Origin of the sequence: Microbacterium sp. NPDC091676 (assembly GCF_044756645.1) — a bacterium.
GTDB lineage: Bacteria > Actinomycetota > Actinomycetes > Actinomycetales > Microbacteriaceae > Microbacterium > Microbacterium paraoxydans_D.
The window spans coordinates 1,442,477-1,458,498 of record NZ_JBIVTI010000001.1; the positions used below are offsets into that span (position 1 = coordinate 1,442,477).

At 71.1% G+C, this 16,022-nt stretch carries 19 protein-coding genes; 3 read left to right on the forward strand and 16 right to left on the reverse strand.

From position 1 onward, the window contains the following. The 6 genes from ACIQID_RS07090 to coaA all read right to left on the reverse strand — a co-directional run bounded on the left by ACIQID_RS07090 (window position 1) and on the right by coaA (window position 5,766). Window positions 1-846 (reverse strand): response regulator transcription factor, encoded by an 846-nt coding sequence (locus ACIQID_RS07090; RefSeq protein ID WP_312673545.1) that lies wholly within the window; start codon window positions 844-846, stop codon window positions 1-3. After that, entirely contained in the window at window positions 843-1,337 is a 495-nt protein-coding gene (tsaE, locus tag ACIQID_RS07095) for a tRNA (adenosine(37)-N6)-threonylcarbamoyltransferase complex ATPase subunit type 1 TsaE (RefSeq protein WP_396654626.1), read from the reverse strand. Before tsaE ends, ACIQID_RS07090 begins: the two co-directional genes overlap by 4 nt. Continuing rightward, window positions 1,334-2,440: an alanine racemase gene (gene alr / locus ACIQID_RS07100; protein WP_400283276.1), complete on the reverse strand. Its 1,107-nt coding sequence runs from the start codon at window positions 2,438-2,440 to the stop codon at window positions 1,334-1,336. Before alr ends, tsaE begins: the two co-directional genes overlap by 4 nt. Continuing rightward, window positions 2,437-2,796: a holo-ACP synthase gene (locus ACIQID_RS07105; RefSeq protein WP_312673547.1), complete on the reverse strand. Its 360-nt coding sequence runs from the start codon at window positions 2,794-2,796 to the stop codon at window positions 2,437-2,439. Before ACIQID_RS07105 ends, alr begins: the two co-directional genes overlap by 4 nt. A 105-nt stretch (window positions 2,797-2,901) precedes the next feature. Further along, the gene (glmS, locus tag ACIQID_RS07110) at window positions 2,902-4,749 is read right to left on the reverse strand and encodes a glutamine--fructose-6-phosphate transaminase (isomerizing) (RefSeq protein WP_400283279.1); all 1,848 of its coding nucleotides are present in this window, start codon (window positions 4,747-4,749) and stop codon (window positions 2,902-2,904) included. 63 nt (window positions 4,750-4,812) lie between these two features. Further along, window positions 4,813-5,766, reverse strand: coding sequence for a type I pantothenate kinase (gene coaA / locus ACIQID_RS07115; RefSeq protein WP_400283282.1), 954 nt, complete (start codon window positions 5,764-5,766; stop codon window positions 4,813-4,815). 28 nt (window positions 5,767-5,794) lie between these two features. On the opposite strand from coaA, the gene ACIQID_RS07120 reads away from it, so the two are divergent. Both ACIQID_RS07120 and ACIQID_RS07125 read left to right on the forward strand, forming a co-directional pair. Then, window positions 5,795-6,730, forward strand: a complete 936-nt coding sequence (locus tag ACIQID_RS07120; protein ID WP_400283285.1) for a Ppx/GppA phosphatase family protein — start codon at window positions 5,795-5,797, stop codon at window positions 6,728-6,730. Window positions 6,731-6,791: 61 nt separating this feature from the next. Beyond that, window positions 6,792-7,253: a VanZ family protein gene (locus ACIQID_RS07125; protein WP_312673552.1), complete on the forward strand. Its 462-nt coding sequence runs from the start codon at window positions 6,792-6,794 to the stop codon at window positions 7,251-7,253. Window positions 7,254-7,274: 21 nt separating this feature from the next. On the opposite strand, the gene glmM is transcribed toward ACIQID_RS07125, so the two are convergent. The 7 genes from glmM to ACIQID_RS07160 form a co-directional block, all read right to left on the reverse strand. Then, window positions 7,275-8,633, reverse strand: coding sequence for a phosphoglucosamine mutase (gene glmM / locus ACIQID_RS07130; RefSeq protein ID WP_312673553.1), 1,359 nt, complete (start codon window positions 8,631-8,633; stop codon window positions 7,275-7,277). Window positions 8,634-8,647: 14 nt separating this feature from the next. Further along, window positions 8,648-9,133, reverse strand: coding sequence for a 30S ribosomal protein S9 (rpsI, locus tag ACIQID_RS07135; RefSeq protein ID WP_025104384.1), 486 nt, complete (start codon window positions 9,131-9,133; stop codon window positions 8,648-8,650). A 26-nt stretch (window positions 9,134-9,159) separates the two neighbouring features. Continuing rightward, a complete protein-coding gene (rplM, locus tag ACIQID_RS07140) occupies window positions 9,160-9,606 on the reverse strand; it encodes a 50S ribosomal protein L13 (RefSeq protein ID WP_071327520.1) in 447 nt (148 codons plus the stop codon). Between the two features lie 192 nt (window positions 9,607-9,798). After that, the gene (locus tag ACIQID_RS07145; protein ID WP_136052048.1) at window positions 9,799-10,467 is read right to left on the reverse strand and encodes an endonuclease/exonuclease/phosphatase family protein; all 669 of its coding nucleotides are present in this window, start codon (window positions 10,465-10,467) and stop codon (window positions 9,799-9,801) included. Between the two features lie 53 nt (window positions 10,468-10,520). After that, a complete protein-coding gene (gene truA, locus ACIQID_RS07150; protein WP_331202348.1) occupies window positions 10,521-11,369 on the reverse strand; it encodes a tRNA pseudouridine(38-40) synthase TruA in 849 nt (282 codons plus the stop codon). Between the two features lie 38 nt (window positions 11,370-11,407). Next, a complete protein-coding gene (locus tag ACIQID_RS07155) occupies window positions 11,408-12,946 on the reverse strand; it encodes an APC family permease (protein ID WP_312673557.1) in 1,539 nt (512 codons plus the stop codon). A 98-nt stretch (window positions 12,947-13,044) separates the two neighbouring features. Next, a complete protein-coding gene (locus tag ACIQID_RS07160; RefSeq protein ID WP_071327524.1) occupies window positions 13,045-13,410 on the reverse strand; it encodes a helix-turn-helix domain-containing protein in 366 nt (121 codons plus the stop codon). Window positions 13,411-13,503: 93 nt separating this feature from the next. Here ACIQID_RS07160 and ACIQID_RS07165 point away from each other — a divergent pair, with 93 nt between their 5' ends. Beyond that, on the forward strand, window positions 13,504-14,349 hold the full coding sequence (locus ACIQID_RS07165; RefSeq protein WP_400283295.1) for an SDR family oxidoreductase: 846 nt from the start codon (window positions 13,504-13,506) through the stop codon (window positions 14,347-14,349). A gap of 17 nt (window positions 14,350-14,366) precedes the next feature. Here the strand turns inward: ACIQID_RS07165 and ACIQID_RS07170 are convergent, their stop codons facing one another. The 3 genes from ACIQID_RS07170 to ACIQID_RS07180 are packed head-to-tail and all read right to left on the reverse strand — an operon-like array spanning window position 14,367 to window position 15,918. Next, window positions 14,367-14,756, reverse strand: a complete 390-nt coding sequence (locus ACIQID_RS07170) for a hypothetical protein (protein WP_400283298.1) — start codon at window positions 14,754-14,756, stop codon at window positions 14,367-14,369. Beyond that, window positions 14,753-15,355: a hypothetical protein gene (locus tag ACIQID_RS07175; RefSeq protein WP_400283301.1), complete on the reverse strand. Its 603-nt coding sequence runs from the start codon at window positions 15,353-15,355 to the stop codon at window positions 14,753-14,755. The genes ACIQID_RS07170 and ACIQID_RS07175 overlap by 4 nt, the downstream gene beginning before the upstream one ends. Continuing rightward, complete coding sequence (locus tag ACIQID_RS07180) at window positions 15,352-15,918, reverse strand: RNA polymerase sigma factor (protein ID WP_400283304.1); 567 nt, start codon at window positions 15,916-15,918, stop codon at window positions 15,352-15,354. The genes ACIQID_RS07175 and ACIQID_RS07180 overlap by 4 nt, the downstream gene beginning before the upstream one ends. Window positions 15,919-16,022: the final 104 nt, after the last annotated feature.

Consider the following 16,022-nt stretch of genomic DNA (forward strand, 5'->3'; position numbering starts at 1 on the left):
TCAGGGGCGCCGATCGTCGGACGTGAGGCGGTACCCGACGCCGCGCACCGTCTCGATGTAACGGGGGGCGGTGGGACTGTCGCGGAGCTTCCGACGCAGGTTGGCCATGTGCGTCTCGATGGCCCGTTTGTCGGGTTCGCTCACCCGGTCGAAGGCGTCGCCGGACGATCCGCGGAGTCCGAGCGCGAGATCGGCCTTGCTGCAGACCCGGCGTCCGGCCTCGAGGAGCGCGGCGAGCAGGTCGAACTCGGTGGGGGTGAGCTCGACGGGGCGCTGGGCCACGAGCACGAGACGGGTGTCGAGGTCGAGACTGAGGTCGCGGTGGACGAGTCCTCGCCACGTGGCGACGGTCGCGTCCGCGACGGCGACGGCCGGCACCGCGGCGCTGGGTCCTGCGGAGGCTGCAGGGGCCGCGGCCGGGGGCGCCGCGACGTGTCCTGCGGTGAGAGGGGGAGGGTCGGTCGCCGGGGTCCGGGTGCGCCGGAGGAGCGCCTCGATCCGGGCGCGCAGCTCGCGCGGCCGGAAGGGCTTCACCAGGTACTCGTCAGCGCCCGACGTGAGGCCGAGCACCACGTCCGACTCGTCGGCCAGGGCGGACAGCATGATGATGAACGTGTCGCTGACCTGACGGATGCGCCGCGCGACCTCGAAGCCGTCGATACCGGGGAGGTTGATGTCCAGCGTGGTGATGATCGGATGGTGCGCCGCCACGGCTGCGAGCCCCTCCGGTCCCGACCCCGCCTGCACGGTGCGGAACCCCGCGGCGAGGAACACCTCGTCCAACAGGGACCGGACGCCGGGGTCGTCCTCGATGATGACCGCGACCAGCTGCTCCCCCGCCGTCATGCGCGCTCCTCCCGGGTGATCGTGACGACGCGCGGCGCGTCGGCGTCCAGCTCCGAGGGGTCGAGGTCGTCCGCGTCCGCGCCCGCCCCGACCGGACGTTCGATCTCGATGTCCCACCAGGCGTCGGCGAGTTCCTCCGCCATGCCGCGGCCCCATTCCACGACGACGACCGACCGCTCCAGGTCGAGGTCGAGGTCGTCGAGCTCGGCCGCGGACCCGAGGCGGTAGGCGTCCACATGCACGAGCGGCGCGCGGCCGACGAGCGACGGATGGGTGCGGGCGATCACGAAGGTCGGACTCTGCACAGGACCGCGCACCCCGAGCCCCTCGGCCAAGCCGCGGGTGAACGTGGTCTTGCCCGCCCCCAGCGGCCCGGTGAGGATCAGGAGGTCGCCGGGCTCGAGCTGCTCGCCGATGCGCAGGCCGAGCTGCTCCATCTCCTCGGAGGTGGAGATCCGGCGGCGTCCGAGGAACGCGGGGTCCAGGCTCACGTCGTCCTCCGCGGCACCCGGTGACCGATGCGGGTGACGATCTCGTAGCCGATGGTGCCGGCCGCCTCCGCCCAGTCCGCGGCCGACGGCACGCCGAGGGTCGGATCCCCGAACAGGGTGACCTCGTCGCCGACAGCCACCGGCGCATCCCCGACCTCCACGACGAACTGATCCATCGCGATCCGGCCCACGTTGGTGTACCGACGCCCGCCGATCGACACGGGCAGTCTCCCCGAGGCGCTGCGGGGCACGCCGTCGGCGTAGCCGAGCGGCACCAGCGCCAGGGTGGTCTCGCGGTTCGTGCGGTGCGCGTAGTCGTAGGAGACCCCGGTGCCCGCGGGAACCCGCCGGACGGCCGCCACAGCCCCGCGCAGGGTCATGGCAGGACGCAGACCCAGTTCCGCGGAGGAACGGTCCTCGAAGGGCGAGAGGCCGTACGTGCCGATGCCGATGCGGACGGCGTCCAGGCGCGTCTCCGGCAGGTCGATCGCGGCGGCCGTGGCCGCGATGTGGCGGATCTCCGGACGCACCCCGAGAGCGGCCGCCCTGGCCACCCCCTCCTCGAACAGCGCGAGGGCGGCGCGGTCGTCGGCGGGCGACGCGTTGGAGAGGTGCGAGAAGAGGCCCACGATGCGCAGGCGTCCGATGCGCTCCAGCCGGGCGGCCTCGGCGAGCACCGTCCCCCAGTCGTCGGGAGCGATGCCGTTGCGCGACAGTCCGGTCTCGAGCTTCAGGTGCACGGCGACCGGGCGGTCGCCGGATGCGGCGGCAGCGGCCGCCTGCAGCTGGTCGTAGGACGAGATGCCGATCTCGATCCCTTCCGCCGCCGCCTCCAGGAACCGCTCCCCCGGCGCGTGCAGCCACGCCACCACGGGCGCGTGCACGCCCTGACGCCGCAGGTCCAGCGCCTCCGGGATCTCGGCTACCCCGAGCCGTGTCGCACCGGCGGAGAGCGCGGCCACAGCGGTCGCGGCGGCTCCGTGCCCGTACGCGTTCGCCTTGACCACGACGAGCACCTCGACCCCGGTGAGCCGGCGGAAGTGCCGCACGTTGTCGGCGATCGCGTCGAGGTCGATCGTGGCCTCGCGGAACGGGACGGTCACAGCGGGGCTCCTTCGGCGACGACGAACGCGGCGGCGAGGCCGGCATCGTGGGTGAGGGTGAGGTGCAGCGTGCGGATCCCGCGCTCCTCGACGACCGCGGCGGTGGATCCCGAGAGCACGAAGTGCGGCCTCCCCGAGGCCTCCGAGGCGATCTCGATCTCGGTCCAGTGCACCCCGTCGGAGCCGCCGAGCGCCTTGATCAGCGCTTCCTTCGCGGCATATCGCGCAGCCAGAGACGGCAGCCGGAGCTCCCGTTCGGACGGAGCGAACAGCCGTTCGCGCAGACGAGGGGTCCGGGTCATCGTGCGCTCGAACCTCGGGATGTCCACGAGGTCGATGCCGGTGCCGATGATCACGCGTTCAGCCTACTCGGGCTTGCCCACCCACCCCTCTCCGTACGCCCCACCCCTCTGCGTGCGCACGCAGAGGGGTGGGAGGAACGCAACGGGGTGGGTCGGCGATCACTCCACCGTGACGGACTTCGCGAGGTTGCGCGGCTGGTCCACGTCGAGGCCCTTCGCGGTGGCCAGCGCCATCGCGAAGATCTGCAGCGGCACCACGGCGAGCAGCGGCTCGAACATCGGGCCTGCGAGCGGGATGTGGATGACCTCGTCCGCGAACGGCAGCACGGCGGCGTCGCCCTCCTCCGCCACGACGATGACGCGGGCACCACGGGCGCGGATCTCCTGGATGTTGGAGACGACCTTCGAGTGCACGAGCGCCGAGTGCCGCGGCGACGGCACGAGCACGAACACCGGCTGTCCCGGCTCGATCAGGGCGATGGGACCGTGCTTGAGCTCACCGGCGGCGAAGCCCTCCGCGTGGATGTAGGAGATCTCCTTGAGCTTGAGCGCGCCCTCGAGCGCGATCGGATACCCGACGTGACGGCCCAGGAAGAGCACCGAGCGGGTGTCCGCCATCCAGCCGGCGAGCTGGGAGACGTGCTCGTGCTCGCTCTCCAGCACCTTCGCGACCTTCTCCGGCAGCGCGGCGAGCTCCTCGACATCGGTGGAGGCGTCGGCGACGACACCGCGGACGCGGCCCATGTGCAGGCCGAGCAGCAGCAGGGCGGTGATCTGGGCGGAGAACGCCTTGGTCGAGGCCACGGCGACCTCCGGGCCGGCGTGGGTGTACACGACGGCGTCGGACTCGCGCGGGATGGTCGCCCCCTGCGTGTTGCAGACCGACAGTGTGCGGGCGCCGCGCTCGCGGGCGTACTTCACGGCCATCAGCGTGTCCATGGTCTCGCCGGACTGGCTGATCGAGACCACGAGCGTGTCGGCGCCGATGACCGGGTCACGGTAGCGGAACTCGTGGGCGAGCTCGACGTCGACCGCCACGCGGGCCCACTGCTCGATCGCGTACTTGCCGACGAGGGCCGCATAGGAGGCCGTGCCGCAGGCGGTGATGATGACGCGGTTGATGCCGACGAAGAGGTCGTCGAGGCCGTCGAGCTCCGGGATCACGACCTGGCCGTCGTGGATGCGGCCGCGGATCGTGTTCGCGACCGCCTCGGGCTGCTCGGCGACCTCCTTGGCCATGAAGCTCGACCATCCGCCCTTCTCGGCGGCGGCGGCGTCCCAGGAGACGTCGAAGGGCTCGGCGATGACGGGGGTGCCCGCGAAGTCGGTCACGGTCACCGCGTCCGGGGTGATCGAGACGATCTGGTCCTGACCGATCGCCAGCGCCTTGCGGGTGTGCTCGACAAAGGCGGCGACGTCGGAGCCGAGGAAGTTCTCCCCCTCGCCCAGACCGATCACGAGCGGCGAGTTGCGGCGGGCGCCGACGACGAGCCCCGGGTGGTCCTGGTGCATGGCGAGGAGCGTGAAGGCGCCCTCGAGGCGGTTGACGACAGCGCGGAAGGCGAGCGCGAGGTCGCCCCCGTTGCCGGCGTACTCGCGGCCGAGCAGCGCCGCGGCCACCTCGGTGTCGGTCTCGCTGCGGAAGGCGACGCCGTCGGCGAGGAGCTCGCCCCGCAGGGCCGCGAAGTTCTCGATGATGCCGTTGTGGATCACCGCGAGCTTGTCGTCGTCGGCGAGGTGCGGGTGCGCGTTCACGTCGGTCGGGCCGCCGTGCGTCGCCCAGCGGGTGTGGCCGATGCCGGTCGTGCCGTCCGCGAGGGGGGCGTCGCCGAGCGAGTCGCGCAGCATGGCGAGCTTGCCCGCCTTCTTGCGCATGCCCAGCGTCCCCTCGCCGTCGATCACGGCGATGCCCGCGGAGTCATAGCCGCGGTACTCGAGCCGGGCGAGGCCGGCGAGAAGGATGTCCTGGCTGGGCCGCGGGCCCACGTATCCGACGATTCCACACATGCGGATAAGGGTAAGCGGCATTTTTTGCGAACCGTCCGAACAATCGGACGCCGCCGCGGGCCGTCAGAGCTTGCGGAGGAGCACGCTCTCCACGTCGTGATCCGCGCCCTTCCGCAGGACGAGCCGCGCCCGATGCCGGGTCGGCATCACGTTCTCGACGAGGTTGGGCATGTTGATCTCGTTCCAGTATCCCAGTGCAGTGGTGATCGCCTCCTCGTCGGTGAGGTGCGCGAACACGTTGAAGTACGAGGACGGGTTGCTGAAGGCGCCCTGCCGCAGGGCGAGGAACCGGTCGACGTACCACTTCTCGATGTGCGCGGTGTCGGCGTCCACGAAGATCGAGAAGTCGAAGAGATCGCTGACCGCCACGTCGTTCGGCGCGGGCGGGGGCTGCAGGACGTTCAGCCCCTCGACGATCACGACGTCCGGCCGGCGCACCACCACGTGGGCGTCCGGGACGATGTCGTACCGCATGTGGGAGTAGAACGGCGCGCGCACCTCGGGAGCCCCGCTCTTGACCTCCGTGAGGAACTCGATCAACGCCCGGCGGTCGTACGACTCGGGGAAGCCCTTGCGGTCCATGAGGCCGCGGCGCTCCAGCTCCGCATTCGGATAGAGGAACCCGTCCGTCGTGACGAGCTCCACGCGCGGCGTGCCCGGCCAGCGGCTCATGAGCTCGCGGAGCAGCCGGGCGATCGTCGACTTGCCCACCGCGACGGAGCCGGCGACGCCGACGACGAACGGCGTCGTGGTGTCGTCCTCCTGCAGGAAGGTCGAGGTGGCCGCACCGAGCTGCTTCGTCGCGCTCGCGTACAGGCTCAGCAGTCGGCTCAGCGGGAGGTAGACCTCGCGCACCTCGGTGAGGTCGAGGCGATCGCCGATGCCGCGCAGTTCGACGACCTCGGTCTCGGTGAGCGGCTGGTCGAGTCCGGCGGCGAGACGCGCCCATTCCGCGCGCCCGATCTCCCGGTACGGCGACAGCGGCAGCGTGGGGTCGGCGGTGGTCACGTCGTCCATCGTAACCGCGCGCGAGTATCCTCATCCCGTGCGCCTCGGAGTCCTCGACATCGGATCCAACACCGTCCACATGCTCGCGGCCGACGTGCGTCCGGGCGGACGACCGCTCGCCACCACGAGCGACCGCACCGTGCTGCGCCTCATGCGCTACCTCACACCGGACGGGGCGATCGCGGAGGACGGCGTGCAGGCCCTGGAAGCAGCCGTCGCGCAGGCGCGCCGGGTGGCGGCGGAGGAACGTGTCGACGCGCTCCTCGCCACCGCCACGAGCGCCGTGCGCGACGCCCGCAACGGCGCCGCGGTGATCGCCCGTATCGAGGCCGTGCTCGGTCAGCCGCTGCAGGTGCTCGACGGGGAGACCGAGGCCGCGCTCACCTTCCTCGCCGTCCGGCGCTGGTTCGGCTGGTCCGCCGGCCGGCTGCTGCTCCTCGACATCGGCGGCGGTTCGCTGGAGATCGCCGCGGGGGCCGAGGAGCTCCCCGAGATCGCCGCCTCCGTGCCGTTGGGAGCGGGACGGATGACGGTGCGGTTCCTCGCCCAGGACCCGCCCGGCGAGGACGATGTGGACCGGCTTCGCGCGCATGCGACGGCGACGCTCGCCGGCGTCGTCCCCGCGTTCACGTCGCTCCCCCGTCCCGACCACGTCGTCGGATCGTCCAAGGCCATCCGCTCCCTCGCACGTCTGGTCGGCTATCCCGTCCCCGGCTGGTCGGGCAGCGAGCGGATGCTGCTGCCGCGCGCGGCCCTCGGGTCGTGGATCCCCCGCTTGGCGCGCCTGCCCGCATCGGCGCGGCAGGAGCTTCCCGGCATCACGCCCGACCGCACCTTCCAGATCGTCGCGGCGGCGGTGTCGCTGCACGCGGCGATGACGGCGCTCGACCTGGAGGAGCTGGAGGTGTCGCCGTGGGCGCTGCGGGAGGGGGTGCTGCTGCGGTACATCGAGCAGCAGGGTCCGCCCGGATGACCCCGCCGTCGCGCAAGGCCGTGCCGGACGGATCCCCAGGTTCGCCCCCTAGGCTCCCGCCATGCCCTCCCGCCTGCCGAAGGCCGCCATCGCGGCGCGCGTGCTGCTCGTCCCGTACGTCGTCGCCGTCGCGCTGATCGTCTGGCTGCCGGCCACGGTCGCCTCGCGGGTGACGGGCATCGCGTTCCGTCTCGCGGAGTACGCCTCCGCCCACCTCGGGATCTCGCTCTCGACGAGCTACACGGTGTTCGAGTTCCTCGCGAACATCGCCCTGTTCGTCCCGTTCGGGCTTCTCCTGGCCGCGGGGTGGCCCCGCTGGAGCCCCTGGCTCGTGATCCTGACGGGCTACGCCGCGAGCGCCACGATCGAGCTCGTGCAGACGCTGCTGCCGAGCCGCTACCCGACGCTGTCGGACGTGATCGCGAACACGCTGGGCACCATCGTCGGATGCCTGCTCGTCCGGGTGGCCGTGGGGCTGCGGCCGCGCCCGAGAGCCGTGCAGCCGACCTCGCCGGCAGGATGAGGCAGCGAGCCCCCGCCCCGGTCAGAGGGCGAGGCGCTCCTGCACCGCGGCGGCCAGCCGTTCGGCGTGGGCCCGGGCCGACTCGGAGTCGGCGGCCTCGACCATGACGCGCACGAGCGGCTCGGTGCCGGACTTGCGCAGCAGCACGCGCCCGGTGTCTCCCAGCTCGGCCTCGACGTCGCGCACCGCCTGCTGCACGACCTCGTCATCGGCGACACGATCCTTGTCGACGTCGCGGACGTTGATCAGCAGCTGCGGGTACACGGTCATGACGGACGCGAGCTCGGCGAGGGACTTGCCCTGACGCGCCATCTCGGCCACGAGGTGGAGACCGGTGAGCAGGCCGTCGCCGGTGGTGGCGTACTCGCTCATGATGACGTGCCCGGACTGTTCGCCGCCGAGAGCGTAGCCGCCGGCGTTCATGTCCTCGAGCACGTAGCGGTCGCCGACAGCCGTCTGCCGAACCGTGATCCCGTGCTCGCGCATCGCGACGTGCAGGCCGAGGTTGCTCATGACCGTGGCCACGAGGGTGTCGTCGGTGAGACGACCGCGCTCCTTCATCGACACGGCGAGGATCGCCATGATCTGGTCGCCGTCCACGACGTTGCCCTGTGCGTCGACCGCGAGGCAGCGATCCGCGTCGCCGTCGTGCGCGATGCCGACGTCGGCGCCGAGCCGGACGACGGCTTCGGCGAGGTTGTCGAGATGGGTCGAACCGACGCCGTCGTTGATGTTCCAGCCGTCGGGATCGGCACCGATGACGGTGACCTCGGCGCCCGCGTCGCGGAACGTCTCCGGCGAGACACCGGAAGCGGCGCCGTGGGCGCAGTCGAGCACGACGTGGATGCCCTCGAGACGGTGCGGCAGCGACGCGAGCAGGTGCACCACGTAGCGGTCCTCGGCGTCCGAGAAGCGGTCGATGCGGCCGACGCCGGCACCGGTCGGGCGCAGCATCTCGCCGTGCATGGCCTCCTCGATGCGCTGCTCCACGATGTCCGGGAGCTTGCGTCCGCCGCGGGCGAAGATCTTGATCCCGTTGTCGGGTGCCGCGTTGTGCGAGGCGGAGATCATCACGCCGAAGTCGGCGTCGCGGTCCGCGACGAGGAACGCCAGCGCGGGCGTGGGGATGACCCCGGCCTCGAGGACGTCGACGCCCGAGGAGGCGAGCCCCGCGGAGACGGCGGCGGTCAGGAAGTGCCCCGAGACCCGGGGGTCACGGGCGACGACGGCGGTGAGTCGCTTGCCTTCGGCCTTGCGAGCCTCCGCAGTACGGCCCTGGCCCAGGACGACAGCAGTCGCCTGGGCCAGGGTGAGCGCCAGGTCGGCGGTGAGGATGCCATTGGCGAGTCCTCGCACGCCGTCCGTGCCAAAGATCGGCATCGGAGCAGTGGACCTTAACGCTTCGAGTACTGAGGCGCCTTACGGGCCTTCTTGAGTCCGGCCTTCTTGCGCTCCTTGACGCGAGCGTCGCGCGAGAGGAAGCCGGCCTTCTTCAGGGTCGGACGGTTGTTCTCCGCGTCGATGCCGTTGAGGGCACGGGCGATGCCGAGACGCAGGGCGCCGGCCTGGCCGGAGTCGCCGCCACCCGAGATGCGGGCGATCACGTCGTAGGCACCGGCGAGGTTCAGCGCGGTGAACGGGTCGTTGATGAGCTGCTGGTGCAGCTTGTTCGGGAAGTAGTCCTCGAGCGTACGGCCGTTGACCGTGATGGTGCCCGAGCCGGGAACCAGACGCACGCGGGCGATGGCCTGCTTGCGACGGCCGACAGCGGCGCCGGGGACGCTCAGCACGGGGCGGGGAGCCGCCTCGACCGCGTCGGTCTCCGGGGTCGACGTCGAGAAGTTCTGGAGGTTTTCGGTGGAGTCCTGGATGTCAGCCACGAGTATGTCCTTAGTCTGTACGGCGCTTACTGGGCGACCTGGTCGAGGGTGTACGGCTGGGGCTGCTGCGCGGCGTGCGGGTGCTCGGCACCGACGTACACCTTCAGCTTCGACAGCTGCTGGCGGCCCAGGCTGTTCTTCGGGAGCATGCCGCGGATGGCCTTCTCCACGGCGCGGACCGGGTTCTTCTCGAGGAGCTCGGCGTAGCTGACGGCCTTGAGGCCACCCGGGTAGCCGGAGTGGCGGTACGCCATCTTCTTCTGGAGCTTCTGACCCGTGAGCGCGACCTTCTCGGCGTTCACGATGATGACGAAGTCACCCGAGTCGATGTGGTTGGCGAAGGTCGGCTTGTGCTTGCCACGCAGGAGCGTCGCCGCGTGCGAGGCCAGACGGCCGAGAACGACGTCGGTGGCGTCGATGACGACCCAGTCGCGCTGGACTTCGCCAGCCTTGGGGGTGTAAGTGCGCGTCACGATAGTGCTGCTTTCTTGTCGAACGGAGGTGTTCGTGAATCCCACTCCGGGGTGGTTCTTCCCGACGGGGAGGAACACGCCAGTGGAGGGCTCACGTTCGGATGTGCGTCTTCCCCGCAGGCAGGGAAGAGCACCAAAGAGTCAGCATACGCCACCGGAACGGCATTCCCAAACCGGCCCGGACCGGCGGCGTCAGTTCGGGCGGACGGTCACGAGGATCGGGCGGTGGTCGCTGGAACGCTGCGGCAGCGTCGTGATGCGCTCGATCTCGAAGCCGGACGATGTCGCGAAGTCGTAGTGCCCGCGGAAGACCCGGTAGCGGGTGTAGGTGTGGTCGTCGCTGAGGGACAGGGCGTAGCCCTGGTCACGGACAGCCTGCCCGAGGTTCTCCTTGAACACGGGGTAGTTGTAGTCCCCCACCATGAGCTGCGGCAGCCCCTCGCCCAGCGTCGCGAGCTCGGCGAGCGCGGCGCGGATCTGGTGCCGACGCAAGGAGTTCAGCGCGGTCAGCGGTGCGGCGTGGAAGGACGCCACGATGAACTCTCCGCCGTCGTCGATGTCGCGCAGGCGGGCGCCGAGGACGCGCTCGTGCGCGGGCTTGGCGATGCGATCGTGCAGCGACTTCTTCAGGCCGAGGGTGCGGATGCCGAGCAGACGGTAGGTGCTCTCGCGATAGAAGAGAGCGAGGCCGAGCCTGTTGCCCTGCGTCGCGTCCGCCAGCACGAGACCGCCGATCCGATCCGGAAGCTCCGGGACGTCGCACTCCTGGAGGCAGAGGATGTCGGGATCATGCTCATCGACGAGCGCCGCGAGCTCGCCGGCGGCGCGGTGCTTGCGCAGGTTGTAGGAGATGACCTTCATGATCGTCCCCACGCTACCCGCCCCATCTGTGCCCCGGCTCCCGATCCCGGGGATCAGTCGCTCTCGCGGTCGCGTCGGGCCCTGGTCTGCGCGGCCCTGGCCGCCAGCAGCTCGTCGGCCGGATAGCCGACCTCCGTGAGCGTGAGTCCGCGGGCGGCGAGGACCTTGAACTCGCTCGTCCGCGTCAACGCCTCGCGGAGCACGACGAGGTCGTCCACATCGAGTCGCCCCTCCCCCACGGCGGCGCACGCGCCGACCAGCGCCCGCACCATGCTGTGACAGAACGCGTCCGCCTTCACCTCGGCCACGAGCACGCCCTCCGCATCCCGCTGCCACCGGTAGTCGAGCAGCGTCCGGATGGTGGTGGCCTCCTCGCGCGGCTTGCAGTAGGCCGCGAAGTCGTGCAGACCGATGAGGGTCCGGGCGGCGGCGTCCATGGCCTCCGCGTCCAGCCGGCCCCGGATGGTGGTGGTGTCCAGCCGTCGCAGCGGGTCGTAGCCGGCGAGGTCGTCGGCGAGCCGGTAGCGATAGCGTCGCCAGACCGCGGAGAAGCGCGCGTCGAAGCCCTCGGGGGCGAGGGAGGAGCGCACGACCGTCACGTCGGGGTAGGCGCCGAGCACGCCACGCATCCGCGCGGCGATGCTGCCCGCCGGGTCCTGCGCGGCGCGGCCGTGACGCGCCTGGATCCGCGCCCACTGCGCCTCGTCCAGATCCACGTGCGCGACCTGTCCGCTCGCATGCACGCCGGCGTCCGTGCGTCCGGCGACGACGAATCGCACCGCGGAGCCCACGATCCGGGCGAGGGCCGCCTCCAGCGTTCCCTGCACCGTGCGGAGCGTCGGCTGCGTCGCCCACCCGCGGAAATGGGTGCCGTCGTAGGCGATGTCGAGCCGGATGCGCACGAGGCCAGCCTAGGACAGCCTCGCGCGCACCCCGCGTGTCAGATGCCGCCGTCGACCGAGCGGATCATCGCGCCCGGGTCCTCGGGCACCATCACCTCGGTCTCCCGGTTCAGGCTCTCGCCCCGGAAGAACCGCTTCGACCGCGGGAAGAGGTACCAGAGGAACATCAGGACCAGACCGATCGCCAGCGAGCCGATGCCGATCACGAACGTGCCGCCGATCCCGAAGAGCACGGTGTAGCCGTAGTCGACGTCCCACATGTCGATCGCCGACTGCACGAACGCCCCGGTCAGCAGCAGCGCCCCGAGCAGCGGGAAGATGCCCTTGAAGAACAGGTCGCGGGTCGAGCGGCGCAGGTCGGCGCGGAAGTACCAGACGCAGGCGAACCCGGTGATGGCGTAGTAGAACGCGATCGCGAGGCCCAGCGAGAGGATCGAGTCCTGCAGGATGTTGTCGCTGATCAGGGTCATGCCGATGTAGTAGAGGGAGGCGACGACGCCCATGACGATCGTCGAGAACGACGGGGTCTTGTATACGGGGTGCACGTCCTTGAACCTCGCCGGGAGTGCCCGGTACACGCCCATCGCGAGCGTGCCGCGGGCCGTCGGGAGGATGGTGGTCTGGGTCGACGAGATCGCCGAGATGATGACCGCGACCACCAGCACCCAGCCGAACGGTCCGAGCAGGCCGTCCTTGATGGCCAGGAAGAAGTCGTCGGCGTTGGCCTCGTTGCCGAGGCCCGTGCCGTCCTCACCGAGCCCGGCGTACATCATCGCGGCGATCGTCACCGCGACGTACGTCACCAGGAGGATGACGCAGGTGAGCACCGCGGCCCGGCCGGGGATGCGCTTCGGGTCCTTCGTCTCCTCGTTGAGGGCGAGGCAGGTGTCCCAGCCCCAGTAGATGAAGAGGGCGAGGAGGATCGCCTCCGTGAAGCCCGACCAGTCGGTGAAGCCGAACGGGTTGAGCCACTCCCACGCGAACGGCGTGGCGTCGGGGGCGTCGCCCGAGAAGAACTGCCAGAGGGCGGCGACGATGAAGATCGCCAGCGCGAGGTACTGGATCGCGAGGAGCACGTTCTGGATGCGCTCGCCGATCTCGACGCCGCGCCAGCTCACCCAGGTCATCGCCGCGATGAACAGCACGGCCACCACCACGACGCGCCAGTCGTTGTTCTCGAGGTCCTGGCCGATCAGCGACCAGAAGTAGACGGAGGCGATCTGGGCGAGGTTCGCGAGCACGACCATGCCGGCGACCGCGACGCCCCAGCCGCCCATCCATCCGACCCAGGGGCCGAAGGCCTTCGTGCCCCAGGTGAAGGTGGTACCGCAGTCGGGCACGGCGTTGTTTAGCTCGCGGTACGCGAACGCGATCAGCAGCATCGGCACGAAGGCGATGATGAAGGCGATCGGCGCCTGGGCGCCGACGGCGAGCACGACGAAGCCGAGCGTCGCGACGAGCGAGTAGACGGGGGCCGTGGAGGCGAGCCCGATGACGGTGGAACCCCACAGGCCGAGGGTGCCTGCAGCCAGGCCCTTGCCGTCGGGGCGTTCGAGGTGGATGGGCGTCGTTGCCATGTTCTGAACAGTACGGCCGGCTGCGGTATCCCGTCAATCCTTTTGTTCCGGCGACGGATTCCACGCGTCCCGTTGGGATACGCGAAGGATTCCGTGGATCAGTCCCGCCCGAGCATTCCGTCGGCGTGTGCGGCCACCCACTCCATCAGGGGCAGCATCCGCTCCATGAGATCGCGCCCCAGCGGGGTGAGGCTGTACTCGACGTGCGGGGGCACGGTCGGCAGCGATTCCCGGTGCACCAGGCCGTCGTCGGTGAGCGTGCGCAGGGTCGACGCGAGCATCTTCTCGCTGATGCCGTCGACCTCCCGACGCAGCTCGCCCCAGCGCCGCGTGCCGTCGGAGAGGCAGGAGAGCACCAGCACGCCCCACTTGCTCATGATGTGGTCCAGGACGACCCGCGTTCCGCACCCCTGATCGAAGAGAGCGGGCTGCGAGTCGCGGATCTGCGCAAAACTCACCGTCATGTGGGTACCTTACCGAAAAGTGGGTACCCGCCGAAAGGAATGCGCGGCACGGCCCCGGGGGTTGTCCGGGGAGTCAGCTACGAAAGGACTCCCATGACCATCCTCGTCACCGGTTCGACCGGTCACCTCGGCCGCCTCATCGTCGCCGCCCTGCTCGAGCGCGGCGTCGACCCGCAGGCGATCCGCGCCGGCGCGCGCGACATCGCCAAGGGCGCCGACCTCGGCGTGCCCGTCGTCCGTCTCGACTACACCGACCCGGCTTCGGTCGCGGCGGCGCTCGACGGCGTGGACACCGTCGTCCTCGTCTCCGGCTCCGAGGTGGGCCAGCGCGTCGCGCAGCATCAGGCGGTGATCGAGGCCGCGAAGGACGCCGGCGTGTCGAAGCTCGTCTACACGAGCGCTCCGAAGGCCACCACGAGCGCGCTCGTCCTGGCCCCCGAGCACAAGGCGACCGAGGAGCTCATCGCGGCCGCGGGCCTGCCTGCGGTGATCCTCCGCAACAACTGGTACACCGAGAACTACGCCGCCGACCTCGCGCGCGCAGCGGAGACCGGCACCCTCAGCGCCGGCACCGGGGAGGGCCGCGTCGCCTCCGCCAGCCGGAAGGACTACGCCGAGGCCGCCGCCGTCGTCGCCACCGAGGACGGACACCTCGGCGCGGTCTACGAACTGGGCGGTGACGTCGCGTGGACCTACGCCGACCTGGCCGCCGCGATGACAGAGGTCACCGGCCGCGAGGTGGTCTTCGTCCCGCTCTCCGCCGACGAGCAGGGCGCCGCACTCCGCGCGGCCGGTCTCGACGAGGGCACCGCCGGGTTCGTCGTCGCCCTCGACGCCGGCATCCGCGACGGCGCCCTGGCGGACACCGACGGCACCCTCCGCCGCCTCATCGGCCGCCCGACGACCCCGCTCGTCGAGGGCCTCCGCGCCCTGGTGTGACGCGAGGAGCGCCGCCGTCACGGACGGCGGCGCTCCCCCGGTGCTGGCTCCACGGCGCTCTGCACGTAGGCGACGGTGAGCGTGATGGTCCCGCGGCGCAGGCCCTCCGCACGCAGCACCGCGTCGACGGCGTCACGGGCATGCCGCAGCGTCGCGACGCTGCGCACCCGCCCATCGACGCCGATCGCCGCCTCCACCGCCACGCCATCCGCTCCGGCGGAGACGGACACGATCGGTTCGACCTCGCGCTCGGCCCCCCACGCCGACGCGCCCGCACGCAGGAGGTTGGAGACGAGGGAGCCCGATCGGTACACGCCGCGCACCCCGGAGCAGGCGCGCAGCGCCGCCTCGATCCGGAGCGCGAGACCCGCGCGCTCCTCCTTCGACAGTTCGGTGCCGGCCATCATGCCCCCTCCCTGACATCGGTGATCGCGACATCGATCGCCGCGACCTGCAGGTCGGTATGACGACGCAGCCGGTCCTCCACCTCCGCGCGCAGGCGGTCGGCGACGCGGCGGAGCGGGTCGCCGAGGCGCACGCTCACGTCGATCGCCACGCGCACGGGCGCTCCGGGCTCTGTGACGTCGCCGTCCAGCCGGCACCGGCCGATCAGCACGCCGGGAACGGCCTCCTCCGATGCCCGGACCAATCCGCGGACAGCGCCCTCGGTGATGGCCAGGTCCACGTCGGGCTCGTCGGAGGCGAAGGGGATCCGGCGTCCCGCCTGGGCGTCCATGGCGATACCGCTGAGGATCCGGTCCACCCAGCTCTCGTCCGCGGGCGGTGCGGACGCGGCATCCTCGTCCATCAGCGCGGTGCCGAGACCCCGCAGTCTCTCCAGGGCGTCCAGAGCGAGCTGACACCCCGGAGACTCCTCGATCGCGGGATTCCTCGGGGTGCGTCCGGCCTCCAGGTAGTCGCTGAGGTCGTCGATCGTGTGCCCGTCCAGATCGGCGGGCTCCAGGCCGAGGCGGCGCAGCCGGTCGTCCTCGTGGTGGTCGGTCATCGCCACGCCTCCATCCGTGTGATCAGGAATCGTCGCGCGCGGGACAGCAGTCCGCGCACCGTGCTGACGGGGATGCCGAGTTCCTCGGCGATCTCGTCGTAGCTGTAGCCGCCGAGCTCACGCAGCACCCAGCACTCGCGCTGGGCCTCCGGAAGCTCGCGCAACGCGGCACCGAGGGCCGCCACGCCCGCTCTCGCCTCGACGACCGCGTCGGGCGCGGTGTGCGACGGCGCGGGCCGGTCGAGCTCGTCCACGTCGAGGGCGGGCCGCGTCCGGCGCAGGCGATCCACCGCCTTGCGACTCACGATCCGCATGAGCCAGCTCTTGACCTTCGCCGGGTCCTCCAGCTCGCCGAACCGCTGCCACGCGGTCACGAACGCGTCCTGCACGATGTCGTCGACCTCCGCCGACGCGTTGAGCATCCGCTGCGTGTAGGCCCTCATCATCGGCGTGTACCTGCGCACGAGCACCGCGAACGCGGCGACGTCGCCGTCCATCGCCCGCCCGGCGACGATCCGGTCCCCGGCCTGCTCCAGCGCCTCACCCCAGTGATCGGCTGCCATTCCCCCACCCCTCGTTCACGGTCCCCCAGGCATTCGGAGCCCGCGCCGGATCGGATCGAGACGATGCGATCCGCGCGGGAGGAGGAGACGCCCCTCCGGGCGTC